The 17412-nt window shown below is 43.3% G+C and carries 15 protein-coding genes; 8 read left to right on the top strand and 7 right to left on the bottom strand.

Annotated features, from left to right (window positions below; translation table 11 throughout):
- Positions 1-10 precede the first annotated feature (10 nt).
- The 3 genes from NI470_RS09145 to pdxR form a co-directional block, all read right to left on the bottom strand.
- Entirely contained in the window at positions 11-880 is an 870-nt protein-coding gene (locus NI470_RS09145; protein WP_253148225.1) for an SDR family oxidoreductase, read from the bottom strand.
- 367 nt (positions 881-1247) lie between these two features.
- On the bottom strand, positions 1248-2702 hold the full coding sequence (locus tag NI470_RS09140; RefSeq protein ID WP_253148224.1) for an amino acid permease: 1455 nt from the start codon (positions 2700-2702) through the stop codon (positions 1248-1250).
- Between the two features lie 417 nt (positions 2703-3119).
- Positions 3120-4622, bottom strand: coding sequence for a MocR-like pyridoxine biosynthesis transcription factor PdxR (gene pdxR, locus NI470_RS09135; RefSeq protein ID WP_253114012.1), 1503 nt, complete (start codon positions 4620-4622; stop codon positions 3120-3122).
- 328 nt (positions 4623-4950) lie between these two features.
- Between pdxR and NI470_RS09130 the strand changes: the two genes are divergently transcribed.
- The 3 genes from NI470_RS09130 to NI470_RS09120 all read left to right on the top strand — a co-directional run bounded on the left by NI470_RS09130 (position 4951) and on the right by NI470_RS09120 (position 9298).
- A complete protein-coding gene (locus NI470_RS09130; protein WP_253148265.1) occupies positions 4951-6222 on the top strand; it encodes a Glu/Leu/Phe/Val family dehydrogenase in 1272 nt (423 codons plus the stop codon).
- Between the two features lie 348 nt (positions 6223-6570).
- Entirely contained in the window at positions 6571-7833 is a 1263-nt protein-coding gene (gabT, locus tag NI470_RS09125; RefSeq protein ID WP_253148223.1) for a 4-aminobutyrate--2-oxoglutarate transaminase, read from the top strand.
- Between the two features lie 16 nt (positions 7834-7849).
- Positions 7850-9298: an NAD-dependent succinate-semialdehyde dehydrogenase gene (locus NI470_RS09120; RefSeq protein ID WP_253148264.1), complete on the top strand. Its 1449-nt coding sequence runs from the start codon at positions 7850-7852 to the stop codon at positions 9296-9298.
- 204 nt (positions 9299-9502) lie between these two features.
- Here NI470_RS09120 and NI470_RS09115 read toward each other — a convergent pair whose 3' ends face one another.
- The 3 genes from NI470_RS09115 to NI470_RS09105 form a co-directional block, all read right to left on the bottom strand.
- On the bottom strand, positions 9503-9784 hold the full coding sequence (locus NI470_RS09115) for a helix-turn-helix domain-containing protein (RefSeq protein WP_004280265.1): 282 nt from the start codon (positions 9782-9784) through the stop codon (positions 9503-9505).
- A complete protein-coding gene (locus tag NI470_RS09110; protein WP_253148222.1) occupies positions 9777-11081 on the bottom strand; it encodes a type II toxin-antitoxin system HipA family toxin in 1305 nt (434 codons plus the stop codon). The genes NI470_RS09115 and NI470_RS09110 overlap by 8 nt, the downstream gene beginning before the upstream one ends.
- 249 nt (positions 11082-11330) lie before the next feature.
- Positions 11331-12380 carry a Rieske 2Fe-2S domain-containing protein gene (locus NI470_RS09105; RefSeq protein ID WP_253148221.1) on the bottom strand — a complete coding sequence of 350 codons (1050 nt, stop codon included), beginning with the start codon at positions 12378-12380 and terminating at the stop codon, positions 11331-11333.
- Between the two features lie 311 nt (positions 12381-12691).
- On the opposite strand from NI470_RS09105, the gene puuE reads away from it, so the two are divergent.
- The 5 genes from puuE (at position 12692) to NI470_RS09080 (ending at position 16847) form a co-directional block, all read left to right on the top strand.
- Positions 12692-13654, top strand: a complete 963-nt coding sequence (gene puuE, locus NI470_RS09100) for an allantoinase PuuE (protein WP_253148220.1) — start codon at positions 12692-12694, stop codon at positions 13652-13654.
- A 143-nt stretch (positions 13655-13797) separates the two neighbouring features.
- Positions 13798-14301, top strand: a complete 504-nt coding sequence (uraD, locus tag NI470_RS09095; RefSeq protein ID WP_253148219.1) for a 2-oxo-4-hydroxy-4-carboxy-5-ureidoimidazoline decarboxylase — start codon at positions 13798-13800, stop codon at positions 14299-14301.
- A complete protein-coding gene (gene uraH, locus NI470_RS09090) occupies positions 14298-14618 on the top strand; it encodes a hydroxyisourate hydrolase (protein ID WP_253148218.1) in 321 nt (106 codons plus the stop codon). Before uraD ends, uraH begins: the two co-directional genes overlap by 4 nt.
- Before the next feature lie 30 nt (positions 14619-14648).
- Positions 14649-16007, top strand: a complete 1359-nt coding sequence (locus NI470_RS09085) for a nucleobase:cation symporter-2 family protein (RefSeq protein ID WP_253148217.1) — start codon at positions 14649-14651, stop codon at positions 16005-16007.
- Between the two features lie 126 nt (positions 16008-16133).
- Positions 16134-16847, top strand: coding sequence for an outer membrane protein OmpK (locus tag NI470_RS09080; RefSeq protein ID WP_253148216.1), 714 nt, complete (start codon positions 16134-16136; stop codon positions 16845-16847).
- A gap of 57 nt (positions 16848-16904) precedes the next feature.
- Here NI470_RS09080 and NI470_RS09075 read toward each other — a convergent pair whose 3' ends face one another.
- Positions 16905-17402 carry an ureidoglycolate lyase gene (locus NI470_RS09075; RefSeq protein ID WP_004646920.1) on the bottom strand — a complete coding sequence of 166 codons (498 nt, stop codon included), beginning with the start codon at positions 17400-17402 and terminating at the stop codon, positions 16905-16907.
- Positions 17403-17412: the final 10 nt, after the last annotated feature.

Raw genomic sequence — 17412 nt, 5'->3', positions numbered from 1 at the left:
CTTTGCTTGATTAGCCGTTAATAATACTGCCGCCATTCACATGAATCACCTGACCTGAAATATAGCTGGCTTCTTCACTGGCCAGAAATAAATACGCCGGTGCTACTTCACTTGGCTGGCCCATGCGGCCCATTGGGGTACTTTTACCAAAATCTTTAAGCTGATCGGAATCAAAACTGCTCGGAATCAATGGTGTCCAGATTGGACCTGGCGCGACTCCATTGACACGAATGCCGGTTTTATTTTTCAATAAATTGGTGGAAAGGCTTCGGGTAAATGTGGTGATGGCACCTTTGGTACTTGCGTAGTCAATCAACTGGTCATGTCCGTGATAACTGGTAATACTGGTGGTATTGATAATGCTGTCACCTGCTTGCATATGCGGAATCACCGCCTGAGTCAGGTGGAACATCGATAGAATATTCACATTAAATGTTTTAAGTAATTGCTCGGGCGAGATATCGGTAATACTTTCTTGCGGGTATTGAACCCCGGCATTATTGACCAGAATATTAATCGTTTTAAATTCCTGAAGGGTCTTTTCCACCATTTTCTTGATTTCATCTTGATCTTGTAAATCACATTGAATCAGCAGACAACGGCGGCCTTCATCTTCCACCATTTTTTTGGTGTCCCGTGCATCCTGATCTTCATCCAAATAGCAAATGGCAATATCGGCACCTTCGCGAGCAAATAAGACCGATACAGAACGGCCAATTCCGCTATCACCACCAGTAATCAAGGCAACTTTGCCTTTTAATTTTTCACTGCCTTTATAATGCGGTTTAATAATTTCCGGTGCAGGGTCCATTTTGGTTTGCACACCCGGTTGATGGTCTTGTGTTTCAGTTGAAGCTGGGGTTTCAGGATAATGATTCATATCTTTTCCAATTCCAATGATTGTGGCCATATAAGAAAAAATATATTAGAAGCTTTTAGGCAAAATGAGGCTGGACTCAACATTTCATAACAGAATGTATTCGAGATTTATCAATTATTCGTTGAAACGGATCAGGTTGAGCAACCAGAACAGAAAAAGCTGATGAAACAGCTTCTGGCTACACTTTGATAGCTGAGGTGGTCTTGAAAGGTGAAATTTGATTAGGAAAGGTGAGGTATCAACGGAGATTTAAAATCTAGACATACATAGGCCTTTTTTACTGGGCTTGTATATAAAATAAATGGAGAGTTTTTTAACTCTCCATTTATTCATTCTGATGTGTTTAAAAAATTTCTATAGAAATAAATTAAAGATTATCACTTAAATTAATTCTGGCCTGTGCTGCCTTTTCCTTTTTGGCTGAGGCTTTACCCCAGTTAAACTTTTGTGCACAGATGCCTAAGCCCACAATAAATAATGCAAGCACACTGGTATAAACCACTTCTTTAAAATAGGTTCCTTCAATAATCATGGTAATTAAAGCGCCGACAATAAAGATAATGACCAGATAAGTGAGCCATGGGAATAACCACATCTTGAATGGAATATTTTGTCCTTCAGCTTCCAGTTTTTTACGTAACTTAAGCTGAGAAATGGCAATAGCAAGATAGACATATAAAGATACGGTACCAGTCGCTAACATCAAGACATCATAAATATTCATACTTTCGGTGGCAGTCAGATAAATCGCCACGAAAGAAAACAGGCTTGAAAAGATGACACCTACCCATGGGCTGTTATTGCGGTTGGTTAAACCGAAACTCTTTGGTGCATCTCCACGTTTCGAGAGGGAATAGACCATGCGTGAACAGGTATAAAGTGCGGAGTTAAAGCAGCTACATACCGAGGTGAGCACGACAAAATTAACAATATGGCGTGCTTCTGGAATACCGAGTGCAGTAAGCGCTACGCTATACGTACCCCAGGTCGGATCTTTCAATAAAGGATTATTGTGTGGAATCAGGCAAACCGTAATCAACATTGAACCGACATAGAATAAAATGATACGCCATACAATTGAATTAGCGGCCTTACGAATTTCCTTGGCTGGATCTTTGGTTTCAGCTGCTGCTACGGTGACAATCTCTGCTCCCATATAAGCAAACATTACACCCAATAAGGCCGTGATCACCGATGAAAACCCATTGGGCATAAAGCCTTGAGCGGTTAGATGAGTTGTACCACCGAGCATAGAGGCATCGCCCCAAGGCCACAGGTGCATCACGGCCAAACTACCAAACACCAGAAACATTACAATGGCAATAACTTTGATCAGGGCAAACCAGAACTCGAATTCACCAAAGTTTTTTACGTCACGGAGGTTAATCCAGACCAGTGCTACAGTGACCAGAAGCATATAGCCCCAGATCGGGATAAATGGAAACCAGCTATTTAGGATTTTCCCGGCGACAAAAGCTTCCCAGCCCATGAGCAACGTCCAGAAAGACCAGTATAACCAGCCGATGGAAAATCCGGCCCAGCGCCCGATTCCACGATCTGCATAGGTTGAAAATGAACCGCTGTCGGGATTCAGTACTGCCATTTCTCCCAACATACGCATGATGAGTAAAACTAATAGTCCACCTAGAGTATAGGCAATGAGTGCAGCCGGCCCTGCAGAATAGATAACATTACCGGAGCCGACAAAGAGTGCACCGCCAATGACGCCGGCAATTGAAATCATGGTGAGATGGCGTGATTTAAGTCCGTTTTTTAAGCCATTTGATGATTCGGAATTGGAGAAATGTTGATGTTCTGCCATATAATTTCCCTTAATATCAATAGCGTAGCGGCAATAAAATTCCTTATTTGGCTTACGCTATCTTATCCTTTGAAACTGTAACCGAATTCATCAGTGCTTGACTAATATTAAGTTAATCTTAATAAAATGAATCCTTGTAGCCCTATAGACAGGATCACACTTTGATTAAAGTACGGTTACATGCTGTTCATGTATGCAGTTAATTTCTCTTTTTTGTTGTAAAGTGACGAGAGCCATTTTTGAGCAATTCAAAGGAGCCAATTGGCTTAAGAGATAAAAAATATAAGCAGGCCATATTTACAGAAAAATAAAGCCTACCTAAAATATCAGGCTAAAAGCAGGTTTACGTTCCCTTTTAAAAATAAATGAAAGCTTTTTGATTTTAAAAATATAATTGTATTGATCCTTAAGTTTTTACTAAGTTAAAGTGCGGATCCCATGCTCACGCAAGCACTTTAACAATATCCCGAAAGCCACCAGAATTTCCTGTTCACTCACACAGGCAAAGCCTAGTAATAATCCTTTCTGCCGAGTCGAATAATGTTTGGTATAGTATTGCGATAAGGCTCTGACCTTGATGCCCTGATCCAGTGCTTTGGATGCAATCAAGACATCATCACTGCTGCTCGGCAATTTTAAAATCAGATGCAAACCGGCGGCGGTATTGTATTCATGCAGAAAATCTTCACCTAAATGTCGGCGAATCAGGTCAATTAAAAAAGCGTGGCGTTTGCCATACAATAAACGCATCCGTCGGATATGCGCTTCATAATGTCCTTCACGGATAAATTCAGCCAGTGTTTGCTGATCGATTAAGTGACCACCGCGATAAAGTTCCGAGGCTACAATTCGCAACGAAGAAAACAGTTGTTTTGGTACCACTAAATAGCCAATGCGCAGGGCTGGATAAATGGTCTTACTGAACGTCCCCATATAAATCACTGGAGAATCCGGCTCCAAACCTTGTAAAGAAGGATAAGGCTGGCCCGAGAACCGGAACTCGCTGTCATAGTCATCTTCAACAATCCAGCTATTATGCTGGCGTGCGAGTGCAATTAACTGTTTGCGCCGTTCCAAACTTAAGTGTGAACCTAAGGGATATTGATGAGAAGGCGTCACAAAAATCAGCTTAGGCGGTTTTTTAGGATGCAGATCGGGAATAATCCCTTCCTGATCGACCGGTAAGGAACGCAGATTGACGCCATTAATTCGTAAAATATTACGCGCGCCCCAATAGGCCGGATCTTCGATCCAGACTTCGTCACCAATGTCGCTTAAAGTACGCGAGACCAGATCAATCGCCTGATGGGTGCCTTCGGTAATAATGATCTGATCAGCATCGCACTGCACTGAACGGGCAATTTTCAGATATTCCGCCAGCTCCTGACGCAGTTCCAGGGAGCCACCGGCATTGCTGTAAATCAGGTTATTAACTTGAGGTTCACGGCTCAAACGCGTTTGGATTTTGCTGAAAATATGATGCGGAAATTCGGTTACATCGGGTGCGCCCGGTACAAAGGCTCCCCATTGATAAGGCGAGGCCGCGGAATAGCCGAGCAAGTAGGAACCGCGTTGCGACAGATTGTAATTTTGCTGTGCTTTTTTTTCTGCAACGGCAGGAGAATTCTGTTCTACCTTCACCAAAAAGGACTCAGGTAATTTCTCTACTACCCAGGTGCCTTGACCGGTACGGGCATCAACATAACCCTGTGCCTGTAATTGTTCATAGGCATTTAAAACCGTATTACGCGATACCTGAATTTCTTTGGCCAGATCACGCGATGCAGGCAAGCGGGTTTTGGGAGCCAATACGCTATCAATAATCGCGTTACGCAAGCAGCGGAACAGTCGCATCTGTAATGTTCCTGTGACATCTTGCTGCAATCGCTGCAGTAAATAATCTCCAAGCAAGCTACGCAATTGGCTCTCTCCTACAAATTTGAAATGGCTCTCGTGAGAGCGGTATTGCTAGGTGCAAAATAGTCTGATCAGGCAGTCATTGTAAAGTGTCTTGTATGCGTTTTGATCATGTACCTGCGGCTTGAATGCGAGCATACAGGCGGGCAGGCAATATACACAGATACCGATTAAAACTAAAGCGAAAAATCCAGACACTGATTTTGTTAGGAGCTTGCTGAACTGAGACCTGAATCAAGCAATGATTGCCATAACAGGCGAATAGAGATGTGTTGCAGCCGCCAGGACATGCGACTGCATATAACAAAAGGATCATAGAATGAACATGATGATGAAAGGATTGACCTACACCGATCAGGGTACAACGGCCTGGAACAATTATCTTAAGCAACTGGATAAAGTAGCGCCTTATCTGGGTGAACTGAGTGAACGACTGGACATGCTGCGACGCCCAAAGCGCAGTTTGATTGTCGATGTTCCGGTCATCATGGATGATGGTACGGTTCAGCATTTTGAAGGCTATCGTGTTCAGCACAATTTAACTCGCGGTCCAGGCAAAGGCGGCGTGCGTTTTCATCCAGATGTCAATTTAGATGAGGTGATGGCTCTGTCGGCCTGGATGACGATCAAATGTGCTGCTCTAAATTTACCTTTTGGTGGTGCTAAAGGCGGTGTACGAGTTGACCCGAGCCAGCTTTCCAAGCGCGAACTGGAACGCTTGACCCGACGTTATACAGCAGAAATCAATTTAATTATTGGACCGCAAAAAGATATTCCCGCACCAGATGTTGGAACCAATCCGCAAATCATGGCCTGGATGATGGACACGTTTTCCATGAATGCAGGTTCTACGATTACTGGTGTAGTGACCGGAAAGCCGGTTCATTTAGGGGGATCTTTGGGCCGCAGTAAAGCCACAGGCCGTGGTGTGTTTATTAGCGGTCGTGAAGTTGCTCAGCAAATTGGTCTAGATTTAAAAAATGCCCGGGTCTGTGTACAGGGCTTTGGTAATGTCGGTAGTGAAGCTGCGCTGCTTTTCCAGGAAAATGGCAGCAAAGTGATCTGTGTTCAGGACCATTCTGCCACCCTGTATCAGGAACAGGGGATTGATATTAAAAAACTGCTTGAATACTCAAATACCCATCATAAAATTCAGGGATTTTCTGCCAGCGATGAAATTTCTGCATCAGCTTTCTGGACTATTCCGGCTGAAGTCTTTATTCCGGCAGCGCTGGAAGGTGTGATTAATACTCAAGTCGCGCAAAATATTCAGACCAAAATGATTCTGGAAGGTGCCAATGGTCCAACATTGACTGAAGCGGATGAAATTCTGAGTGAGCGTCATATTACCGTGGTGCCAGACGTGATCTGTAATGCAGGTGGCGTAACGGTCAGCTATTTTGAATGGGTTCAGGATTTGGCCAGTTATTTCTGGACCGAGGAAGAGATTAACCAGCGTATGGATGCCAGCATGAAAAATGCGGTACAGGATGTATGGCAAAAAGCAGTTCAGACCGGATGTTCTTTGCGTACAGCCGCTTATATTCTGGCCTGTGAGCGGATTTTAATGGCACGCCAGGAACGCGGCATCTATCCGGGTTAAGCTAAGTTTTTTTCAAGATGGATTAATCCATAAAAACGACTAGATTTAATTCATTATTACCCATCGTGAATTTTTGCAATGGATTTTTAAATTGGCTTCTTTATTTAAAAAGGAGCCAATTTTTATTAAAAGTATAAATATTTGTTTATAAATAAAATAATTTTATATTTTGACTCTTTTACTCATTTCAACTAGGCCAATTGGCTCCTTCCATCTGCTGCAAAGTGGCTCTCGTCTCATACATATAAAAGCGCAAAATGAACCATATCAGCCAGTCTTTGGCAAATTTCTATCCCAAGATCCGGATAGCAAAATTTACAACGTATGAATCAAGAATGAGGATACAAAATGGACAGTAAACACTCAGCACTGAATGCACGTAAACAGCAGGCAACACCACGTGGTGTTGGGGTCATGTGTCAATGGTACGCAGAGAAAGCAGAAAACTCGACCATTTGGGATGCAGAAGGCAATCAATATATCGACTTTGCGGGCGGGATCGCCGTACTGAATACTGGCCATCGTCACCCTAAAATTATTGCTGCGGTCACTGAACAATTAACCAAATTTACCCATACGGCTTATCAGGTTGTACCATACGAGAGTTACGTTGCTCTGGCAGAACGTATCAATGCACGCGCTCCCATCCAAGGTGCTGCAAAAACCTCATTCTTTTCGACCGGTGCTGAAGCTGTCGAAAATGCAGTTAAAATTGCCCGTGCCTATACTGGCCGTCATGGCATTGTGACTTTTGGTAATGGTTTTCATGGCCGTTCATTTATGACGATGGCCATGACTGGTAAAACTGCACCTTATAAACGCGACTTTGGAGTGATGCCTGGTGGTGTTTTCCATGCTCGTTATCCGGTGGAATCCAAAGGCATTAGTGTTGATGATGCAATGCAAAGCATCGAAGATATTTTCGCAGAAGATATTGCTGCGCATGACGTAGCAGCAATTGTGCTTGAACCGGTACAAGGTGAAGGCGGTTTTAATGTGGTGCCAGCAGAATTCCTGAAACGCTTGCGTGTGCTATGCGATCAAAACGGCATTTTACTGATTGCTGATGAAGTACAGTCTGGTTTTGCGCGTACAGGTAAACTGTTTGCGATGGATTATTATGAGACCAAGCCAGATCTGATTACGATGGCAAAGAGTCTGGGCGGCGGTTTCCCGATTTCAGGCGTTGTGGGTCGTGCTGAAGTGATGGATGCACCAAATCCGGGTGGATTGGGCGGTACTTATGCCGGTAACCCGGTTGCTGTTGCGGCTGCCCATGCGGTACTGGATATCATTGAAGAAGAAGGTCTTTGTGAAAGAGCGAATGATCTAGGCGCAGAACTGGTTGATGTTTTACATGAACTGAAAATGTCATCTAGCATGGTCAAAGATATTCGTGCACTGGGCTCAATGGTGGCGGTTGAGCTGGAAACTGCGGAACAGGCAAAAGCTGTACAAAACCATGCCATGCAAAATGGTCTTTTAATTCTGACCTGCGGTCGTTATGGTAATGTAATCCGTTTCCTATACCCGCTCACGATTCCGGCAGAACAGTTCCGTGCGGGATTGGCTATCTTGAAACAAGGGTTTGCACTGTCTGTCGCAGCCTAATGAAAGAGTAATGATCATGCTTCAAGCGCAATATAGAGATTTATTACAGCATCCTGATATCAGCTTCGATCAGCCTGCCACGGGTGAATATATTGAAGTCAGAGATGCAGCAACCCAAGCCACTTTGGCCTGGGTAAAATCCCATGACCGTGCATCTGTAGAACAGCTAATTGCTCGTTCTCAGCAAGCACAGAAAACATGGAAAGCCAAGACAGCACTTGAACGTGCGGATGTGCTTTGGGCCTGGTTCAATCTGATGCAGGAACATAAAGAATCTTTGGCTCAGATTCTGACCGCTGAACAGGGCAAGCCACTGGCTGAGGCGCGTGGTGAAATTGGTTATGCCGCTTCCTTTATCCGCTGGTTTGCCGAGCAGGCGCGCCGTATTGATGGTGACGTGTTGACTCCAACGCTTGCTCACCAACGTTTACTGGTCATTAAACAGGCAATTGGGGTAGCAGCTGCGATCACACCATGGAATTTCCCGGCGGCGATGATTACCCGTAAAGCCGCGCCAGCTCTGGCTGCTGGCTGTTCCATGCTGGTTAAACCGGCTGAACAAACGCCTTTGACCGCCTATGCGCTTGAAGTTTTGGCCTTGCGCGCAGGTTTGCCACAAGATGTATTGCTGCATGTCAGTGGTGATGCGGTTGAAGTGGGTCAGGTCTTATGTGAAAGCGAAACTGTGAAAAAGTTAAGCTTTACCGGTTCAACTCAAGTCGGTCGTATCCTGATGCAGCAATGTGCACCGACCATCAAAAAACTGTCCTTAGAACTTGGTGGCAATGCTCCAGTTCTGGTCTTTGATGACGCCAATCTTGAACAGGCGGTACAGGGCATCATGGCCAGTAAATTCCGTAATAGTGGACAGACTTGTGTTTGTGCGAACCGGATTTATGTACAAGATGGCATTTATGATGCGCTGGTAGAAAAACTGGTGGCTGCCGTTGCCAAGCTGAAAGTCGGGGATGGCCGGGATGAAGCCTCTACCCAAGGTCCATTAATTGATGAGGCTGCGATCGAAAAAGTGCAGTCACATATTGCCGACGCAGTGAGCAAAGGTGCACAGGTGAAAACCGGTGGACAGCGCTCAAATCTGGGCGGTACATTCTTCGAGCCAACGCTTCTGACTGAAGTTACTCAGCAGATGCGTGTGGCAAAAGAAGAAACTTTTGGACCGTTGGCGCCGTTATTCCGTTTCAAGACTGAAGAAGAAGCAATTCAGATGGCGAACGATACAGAATTCGGTCTGGCTACCTATGTATTTACCCAAAGTACAGCACGTCAGTGGCGTGTAGGTGAAGCCTTAGAATACGGTATGGTGGGAATCAATACCGGAGCTATCTCTAATGAGGTTGCGCCATTTGGTGGAGTCAAGCAATCAGGGTTAGGCCGTGAAGGGTCTAAATTCGGTATGGATGAATACCTTGAAATGAAATATCTCTGTGTTGATATTTCTTCATAATGATGTTTAAAAAGTAAACTTATTCATTAAAAAACTGATGAGAAAATATCAGCCTCCAGTGAATCCCGTGTTTAATTTAAACCGGGATTCCTGCGATGGAGCAAGGACTCAATAAACAGATTGGAGGAGGGCATATTTTCAGTTGTTAAGCCATTCTTCTTCTCTAAAATTCCCCTAAATATCAATTAAAGCATCAGATTTCTATCAGGATTTAACCCTGATTTCTAACTTTAAGCCAAAAGCATCCAGTAATTTTTGCATAGACTTGAGTGTTGGATTGCCTTCCGGTTGTTCCATTTTCTGTAGAGTCTGGGGAGCAATCTTGGTAATTTTAGCCATATCGTTGAGCGTGAGGTGCAACTCGGTACGAATGAAACGAGCAACCTGATGAAAAGGCCAGTCAGGATTATTACTGACGGTTTCAAGTACAGACAATCTCTTTTGCATCTGTTGAATCGGGGTCAGGGGCTTGAAACGTTTATCCATGATTCAGCTCCTCCAATTGTTGGCAAATATTATCAATTCGATACTGACTATTTTCCAGAATTTCAGGTGCCAATTGCAGATGCTGCATGTGCTCGAGTAATCCCTGATAAAGTGGTAATTGCTCGATTAACACCGCTTTGATTTCTTTTGGATCAATCATCGTGCTTTCGGCGATCTGTTCAATGACTGAATGCCAAATTGGCATACCACCATGATCATCTCGCTCCCAACGCGTAGTCCGGGCAATACCATCTGGATGGAGCCACATCGGCGCAAAGTCAAATAATGGGGTTAGTTGAATGATTCCTTTATTGAAACGTTGAATCGCTGTATTACGGGTATGATTATCCTTATTACCTAAAGCGACATTGGCAAGATCACGCTTCAAATATTCAAAGATTTCCTGTTTTGGTTCAGTACAGCATTGCATCAACAGGCTACAGATCTGGTTATGGGTCATTCTTACCCCAAAACCGGCTTTTCCTCCCAGAGAAGCAATACTTTCCTGGGCAATTCTTTCAACCTTCCCATCGCTGACTTTACGGTCAAATCGGGGAATAAATAAAGTCTTACCATGCAGCTCCAGTTCCTGATGAACACGAAGTCCCAGGTATTGGGCAATTTTCATATATAAGGCTTCGTGCATCAAAATTTTATCTAGATTCTGATCACTGCCACGACTGAATTTCACCAGCCAATGCTGTTTGACCTGATGATCTGTCAGCGTGTGATCCAGATAGAACAGGTCATCATGACCTTGAGTCAGCAGTAATTTTGGCCACTCGCCCTGAATACCAGAAGAGCCGGCAATAAAAAGTCCATAAGAGGCTAAGGATTCAATAAAGTTTTCTTGACGTTCTACGACTTGGTCTAGGCTAAAGCCATGATTCTGCTGAACAGGAAACTGCCCCTGTAGCCATTCATAAGCCTCTTTAATCCGTAAATTACCAATCGGATTACCTGCACCCGCTTTTAGAAGCGCCCAGTCTGCTTGTTCCTGAGTGTTTTCAGAAAAATTAAGCTGACGGAGTAATTCTTTACGGCCATAACCTTGAGGTAACAAATCCATCAGGAAGGCTGGCCAGGTAGATTGCAAGGTATTTTGCACATTTACTGGTAAATGATAGGCTAGCGCATGCCCATCGCTTAGGTCCATATAAGAAATAGCATATTCAAATAGATATGATGTGCGCGTGGCTGCTTGCCATCCAGTTTGTTGTTGACCGACAATCTCAACAATAGCGCAATCCAGCCATTCATCTTCCTGATAAATCTGCAGTGTGCAATATTGATCCATAATTTTATTAAAATAGTAAAGTAAAGTGATTTTATTTATTATATACCTATTTTAATAAAAAACTAATTTTATCTTCTTAAAGTTCTTTATCGTTCTAAAAGGCCTTATCTTCACCAGAATACAAGGCTTATGAGGATATATAACAAGATGTATCCTGTTAGAAATCACGATATAACCCAATTGATTTTTAAATATCAGAGCATCTCTAACCCTTACTACCTATAATCGCTTTTTCACTTGAATGAACTTTTAAGCAGCAAATAAAGGACTAAATCCCCGTTTGCGTAGTAATTTTCGGTACATACTCGAGCTTCGATCTGCCGGAAAATGCGCTTCTAAAGATAAGTCCAAAGGTAAATATTCAGGTTTCTGATTTTCTACAATTAAACGATCTTCCTCGAAAATTTTTAGATTAAATGCGTAGGCATCTTCAACCGGTAAATCTTTATCATAATTGCGGCAAATAGGCGCAAAAAGTCGTGTTGAACGCGCAGTCATGGGTGAAGCCGCATTCATGATGACCTGCTTGGCATGATTTGGAAAATGAATCGTAAGTGTTGCAGTAAAGGGTAGGCTCACTTCAAAATGACGTAACCATTTAAAATCTTCCTGGCCACGCTGCTCGATTCCGATCGGATAACGTCCCACACTGCTGATATAATCTGCATTAAAACCGACCTCCGTTTCTGTCGTACTGTAATCAGGAACTTCTACATCCTCCGGATCGCCAAAAGTGTCTGGATGCACCCAGGCAAAATGAGCCACATCAATAAAACCTTCGAGCTGTCTTCCTGCAAAACATTGAATGTCTATCTGAGGGCAGACCAGTTGCTGATACTCAGCATCATCCCAAAAAGGCATGTTAGGAATATGAGGTTCTGCATCTTTTGTAGCGCTTAATGAACACCAGATCAGACCATACTTTTCTACCGCAGCATAAGTTTTCAAATGGAAACGTTCCGATATTTTATGCTGAGGATGTGCAGGAATACGGTTGCATTTACCTTCATTGCCAAAGCGTAAACCGTGATAACGACACACCACGCCTTGGCCGTCATTTTTTCCCAAGCTTAAAGGTACACCGCGATGCGGACATGCATCTTTCGCCACCACCAGTTCATCGTTCATTTTATAAATCACCAGAGGCATATCAAGCAGCATGCTACTTGTTGGCTGATCTGTAATATCACGCGCAAGTGCAATCGGATACCAGTACTGAGCCAAAAGATGCCAGTCATGTTCCTCGAATGTCATATGGACTGGTAAGTCGGGACTAAAAGCGGCGATATTTGTATTCATAATGGGTTCTGTGTCATGACCTTTAGCTGGACTATAAAACAGCAATGTGTTCTATGAAATTTCAATTAACAGGACATAGGATTGCGTAAATCAGAACACTGACCAGCGATTAAAAACAAAATAAGCATCTTTCCAGGTTTTTTATGTTCAACCACGCAAATATTGAGATGGGATATTTCTAAGCTTAAATTTCGCTGAAAATATTTTTTTAAAAAGCGTGCTCTCAGTTTCAATGCTCTAGTTTGGCGCATAAATTGCTTATCACGCGTATAGAAAATTGATCATTTACTCAGAATCCACAAGGAATTGATGTGACGACTAGCTACTTACGCGGACAAGAACTTATCGAGAGCATTCGCAGTGCACCTTATTCGCGTGACCTGATTGGTTATCATGGCGAACCACCAAAAGTGCAATGGCCAAACGGCGCGCGTGTCGCGGTACAGTTTGTGCTGAATTATGAAGAAGGTGGTGAAAACCACATTGAACATGGTGATACGGGGTCAGAACAGTTTTTATCTGAAATCATCGGTGCTGCCAGCTTTCCAGACAAACATATGTCGATGGATTCGATGTACGAATATGGTTCACGTGCAGGCTTCTGGCGGATTCATCAGGAGTTCCAGAAACGTGGTTTGCCGATGACTATCTTTGGAGTCGGTATGGCCTTAATACGTAATCCTTATGTGGTCGAGGCGATTAAATCAGCTCATTATGATGTGGTTTCACATGGGCAGCGCTGGCTACATTATCAGGACATGCCGCTTGAACTTGAACGTCAGTATATGGATCAGGCGATCAGTGTTCTGGAAAGCCTGTTTGGTGAAGCGCCTATTGGGTGGTATACCGGTCGGGACAGTCCAAACACCCGTCAACTTCTGGCTGAATTTCCTCACATCAAATATGACGCTGATTACTATGGAGACGACTTGCCATTTTGGAGCACCTTGACCAATCAGGCAGGGGAAACACGTCCGCATTTGATTATTCCTTATAGCCTGGATAGCAATGACATGAAATTCAGTTCACCGGGCGGGTTTAATAGCGGGGAACAGTTTTATCAATATCTCAAAGATGCTTTTGATGTGCTCTATGCCGAAGGCGAAACTGCGCCAAAAATGCTGTCGATTGGCATGCACTGCCGTATTTTAGGACGGCCGGGACGTTTTAAAGCTCTACAAAAGTTCCTGGACTACATTCAAAATCATGACAAGGTCTGGATTTGCCGTCGTGGGGATATTGCCGAGCACTGGTATAACCATCATGCGCCATAATCATAAAATATATTGGAAAAGATCAGTTTAGATGCTCTTTTTTGAGTCATGTACTTTATAAAAATAACAAACACATCAGCTTTGGCACTGTTATTGCAAAACCAGTTTTAAATAACCAAGCAATATAAACAGGCGATTGAATAGTGCAACTTGTTGAATTTAATCAAGCATCAGCAGAAGATGCGATGATCTTTTTAAAGCACTGTGTGCAAATACCCAGCTGGTCGACCGAGCTTGCCGCAAAACGTCCTTATGCATCGCTTGAGGATGTTTTGAGTGCAGCGAACCAACAGGCGGCGACCTGGAGTTGGGATGAAATTAAAACTGCGCTGGATAATCATCCCCGTATAGGTGAAAAACAGGCACAGGCTGAATTAAGTGAAATAGAAAAAGACTTTTCCCATCGTGAACAATCCGGTATTACAGCAGATAAAGATACCCAGCTCGCTCTACTTAAAGGCAATCTTGCCTATGAGAAAAAATATGGGTTTATCTTTCTGATCAAAGCCGCTGGATTGAGCAGTGAAGACGTCCTTCAAGCCCTGAACTATCGTTTGCTAAATGACCCAGAGATTGAGAAACGTATTGTCCATCATCAACTGGCAGAAATTGCCTTGTCACGACTGGCTCAGGAGCTTCATGCATGATTAGCACGCATATTTTAGATACACATCTGGGAAAACCTGCGACAGACGTGGTCATTCGACTTTTTGCTGAAGACGGTCGCCTGATTAGGGAAGCAAAAACCAATGCAGACGGCCGCGTCAGTGATTTCGGCATGACCGAGTTTAAAGCGGGTGCCTATAGTCTTGAGTTCTTTACATCTGCATATTTTGAAGGTTTGGGTTTAGAAACTTTTTTTCCTAAAGCAGTTATTCATTTTTATGTAAAAGATGCATCACAGCATTTTCATATTCCTTTACTGATCAGCCCATTCGCGTACTCCACATATCGCGGAAGCTGATTTTAGCTTTTAACTTTGAGGGTGAGAAAAATGACAGAACAAAGTAAAACAATATCACCTGAACATGAATATTTAGGTGCGGGAAAAAGTGCAGCTTACGGTTTGCAACACGTACTGACTATGTATGGCGGAATTATTGCACCACCTTTAATCGTGGGAACGGCCGCCGGTCTGGAAGCTTATCAAATTGGATTATTGATTGCGGCGGCGCTATTTGTCGGTGGTTTAGCCACAATTTTGCAAACAGTTGGAGTGAAATATATCGGTGCGAAATTACCTTTAGTACAAGGAGTTTCTTTTGCCGGGGTTGCGACGATGGTCGCGATTGTGACCACAGGCGGTGGTTTGCAAGCAGTTTACGGTGCGGTCATTGTCGCCTCATTGATCGGTTTTTTCCTCGCGCCTTATTTCTCCAAAATTATCCGTTTCTTTCCACCAGTCGTGACAGGCTGCGTCATTACTATCATTGGTTTGTCTTTATTACCTGTAGCAGTCCGCTGGATGATGGGCGGCAATCCCAAGGCACCAGAATGGGGAAGTGTCGAAAATATTGGTCTGGCACTCATGACTTTAGCTTTAGTCGTCTGGCTGAATTTGAGCCGACATGCTGCTATTCGTCGCTTGTCTATTTTACTGGCAATTGTTTTAGGTTCAGTACTGGCTTATTTATTCGGTTTTGGTGATTTCTCTAAAGTTGCGAATGGAACATGGATTCAGGTACCCAGCTTCTTCGCCTTTGGACTACCGACTTTTGAGCTCACTGCCATCATTTCCATGCTTATCGTTACGCTAGTGATTATGACTGAAACCACAGCAGATATTATTGCAGTGGGTGAGATTGTCGGAACCCAGGTAGATTCGGAACGTATTTCCAATGGCTTGCGTGCCGATATGCTCTCCAGTGCAGTAGCGCCTGTTTTTGGTTCTTTTATGCAAAGTGCTTTTGCGCAAAATGTCGGCTTGGTGGCGATTACCGGAATTAAAAGCCGCTTTGTGGTCGCAGCTGGGGGCATGATTTTAGTCGTGTTGGGTTTACTGCCCATTATGGGACGTTTGATTGCTGCCATTCCTGTACCGGTATTAGGTGGTGCAGGTCTGGTACTTTTTGGAACAGTCGCTGCAAGCGGGATTCGTACCTTGGCTAAAATTGATTATAACGAGCAAAAAAATCTTATCATTGTTGCGACGGCTATTGCAGCCGGCATGATTCCCATTATTGATCATTCCTTTTATGCCAACTTTCCAAAATGGGTGCAAACCTTGTTTCATTCGGGGATTAGCTCAACCTGCTTAATGGCCATTTTACTCAACCTGTTGTTCAATCATCTGAACCTATTTAAAAATAAAAGCACAGCGACTACAGAAATTGTGGCAAAGATTCCACATTAGAAAATTTAAACCAGGATGAAAACAGTCCAGAAAATGGGCTGTTTTTTTATCAAAAATTAAAAATGTTGGCTTTGTTTTTGCTTAATTCAGAATGTGATTCTTTCATTCCATTGGGGACCCTTATTTATGAAATTCACTCAACTTACTGCTGCAACATTACTTGTATTGGGTGCGGCATCCGCACAGGCAAAACCGATCTGGCAAGACTTCAGTGTCACCGGACTTTATGGAGAAAACTATGAGGTGGTCGATGAGAAACAGGCGACTGCGACCTTTGAATATACGGCAAAAGTAAAATATGCAGATGTCTTCTTCTTCATTGACCGTATGAGCGGTGCAGATGACTTTAAATCCAGTTATTTTGAATTTTCACCACGTTTGAGCTTGGGTGAAGTGTCGGGTCAGAAGCTTGCCTTTGGTCCGGTTAAAGATGTACTGGTTTCAACGACCTGGGAAGGTGGAGAGGGTTTTGATAACTTCCTGTACGGCGTAGGTTTCGATCTGGATATTCCATATTTCCGTTATGCCAGCATTAACCTTTATCGCGTGAATAATGAGAATATTGATGATGATTACCAGTTGACACTGACCTATGGCGTGCCAATTAAACTGGGAACTGAAGAATTTCTGGTGGATGGCTTCTTGGACTGGTCTACAGAAGAAGATACTCATGACAGCGAGATGAACTGGACCACCCAATGGAAATGGAATGTCGGTAAACACATTTCTCCAGACACCAATTTATATCTGGGGATTGAACATTCTATCTGGAACAACAAATTCGGTATCCCAAATGCCGATGAAAATAATGTCAGTGCTTTAGTGAAATATCACTTCTAGGCAAAGTGATGAAGAAATAAGTTAAAAGCCCTGATAAAAGGGCTTTTTTTAATGCGTTTAAAATACGATCTGGATGTTTTCAGGAAAAGGATGAACATCACAATTTGATCCGCTACCTATACGATCCACTACAACAAACTCGCTGGGTGCTTCAAGGGTCAATAATGGATGATGCCAGGTTCCGGCACGATAATTTATCCCTTGAGAACCATCACTGATAAATACCTGAATCTGACTAATATCGGGCTGTGTATAATCAAGTTCAGGCGCTACAACGATTAAAAATTGCTGGCCGTGCATCGGAATAAAAGCCTGTGATCCTAGAGGATGCCTTTCCAGCATTGAGATTTGAAAAGGAATTGCCGTAGCTTGCATATTTCTAAAAATACTCAGTCCGACCTTGGTGTCACTTTCTACTTCAGCCAGGGCATGATAACGCTCAGTCTGCTGCTCATTGATATGAAAATAATGATTACCCTGACAGGCAATGACTTCTCCGAAAGGCAGAAAACTTTCAGTGCTTAAAGGCTGTATTTTTATACTTTGCATAGACATATCATTGATC

The sequence above is a fragment of the Acinetobacter lwoffii genome, assembly GCF_024129115.1.
Taxonomy (GTDB): domain Bacteria; phylum Pseudomonadota; class Gammaproteobacteria; order Pseudomonadales; family Moraxellaceae; genus Acinetobacter; species Acinetobacter lwoffii_T.
The sequence above is the reverse complement of the archived record's forward strand: the minus strand, read 5'-3'. Positions and strand labels throughout refer to the sequence as shown.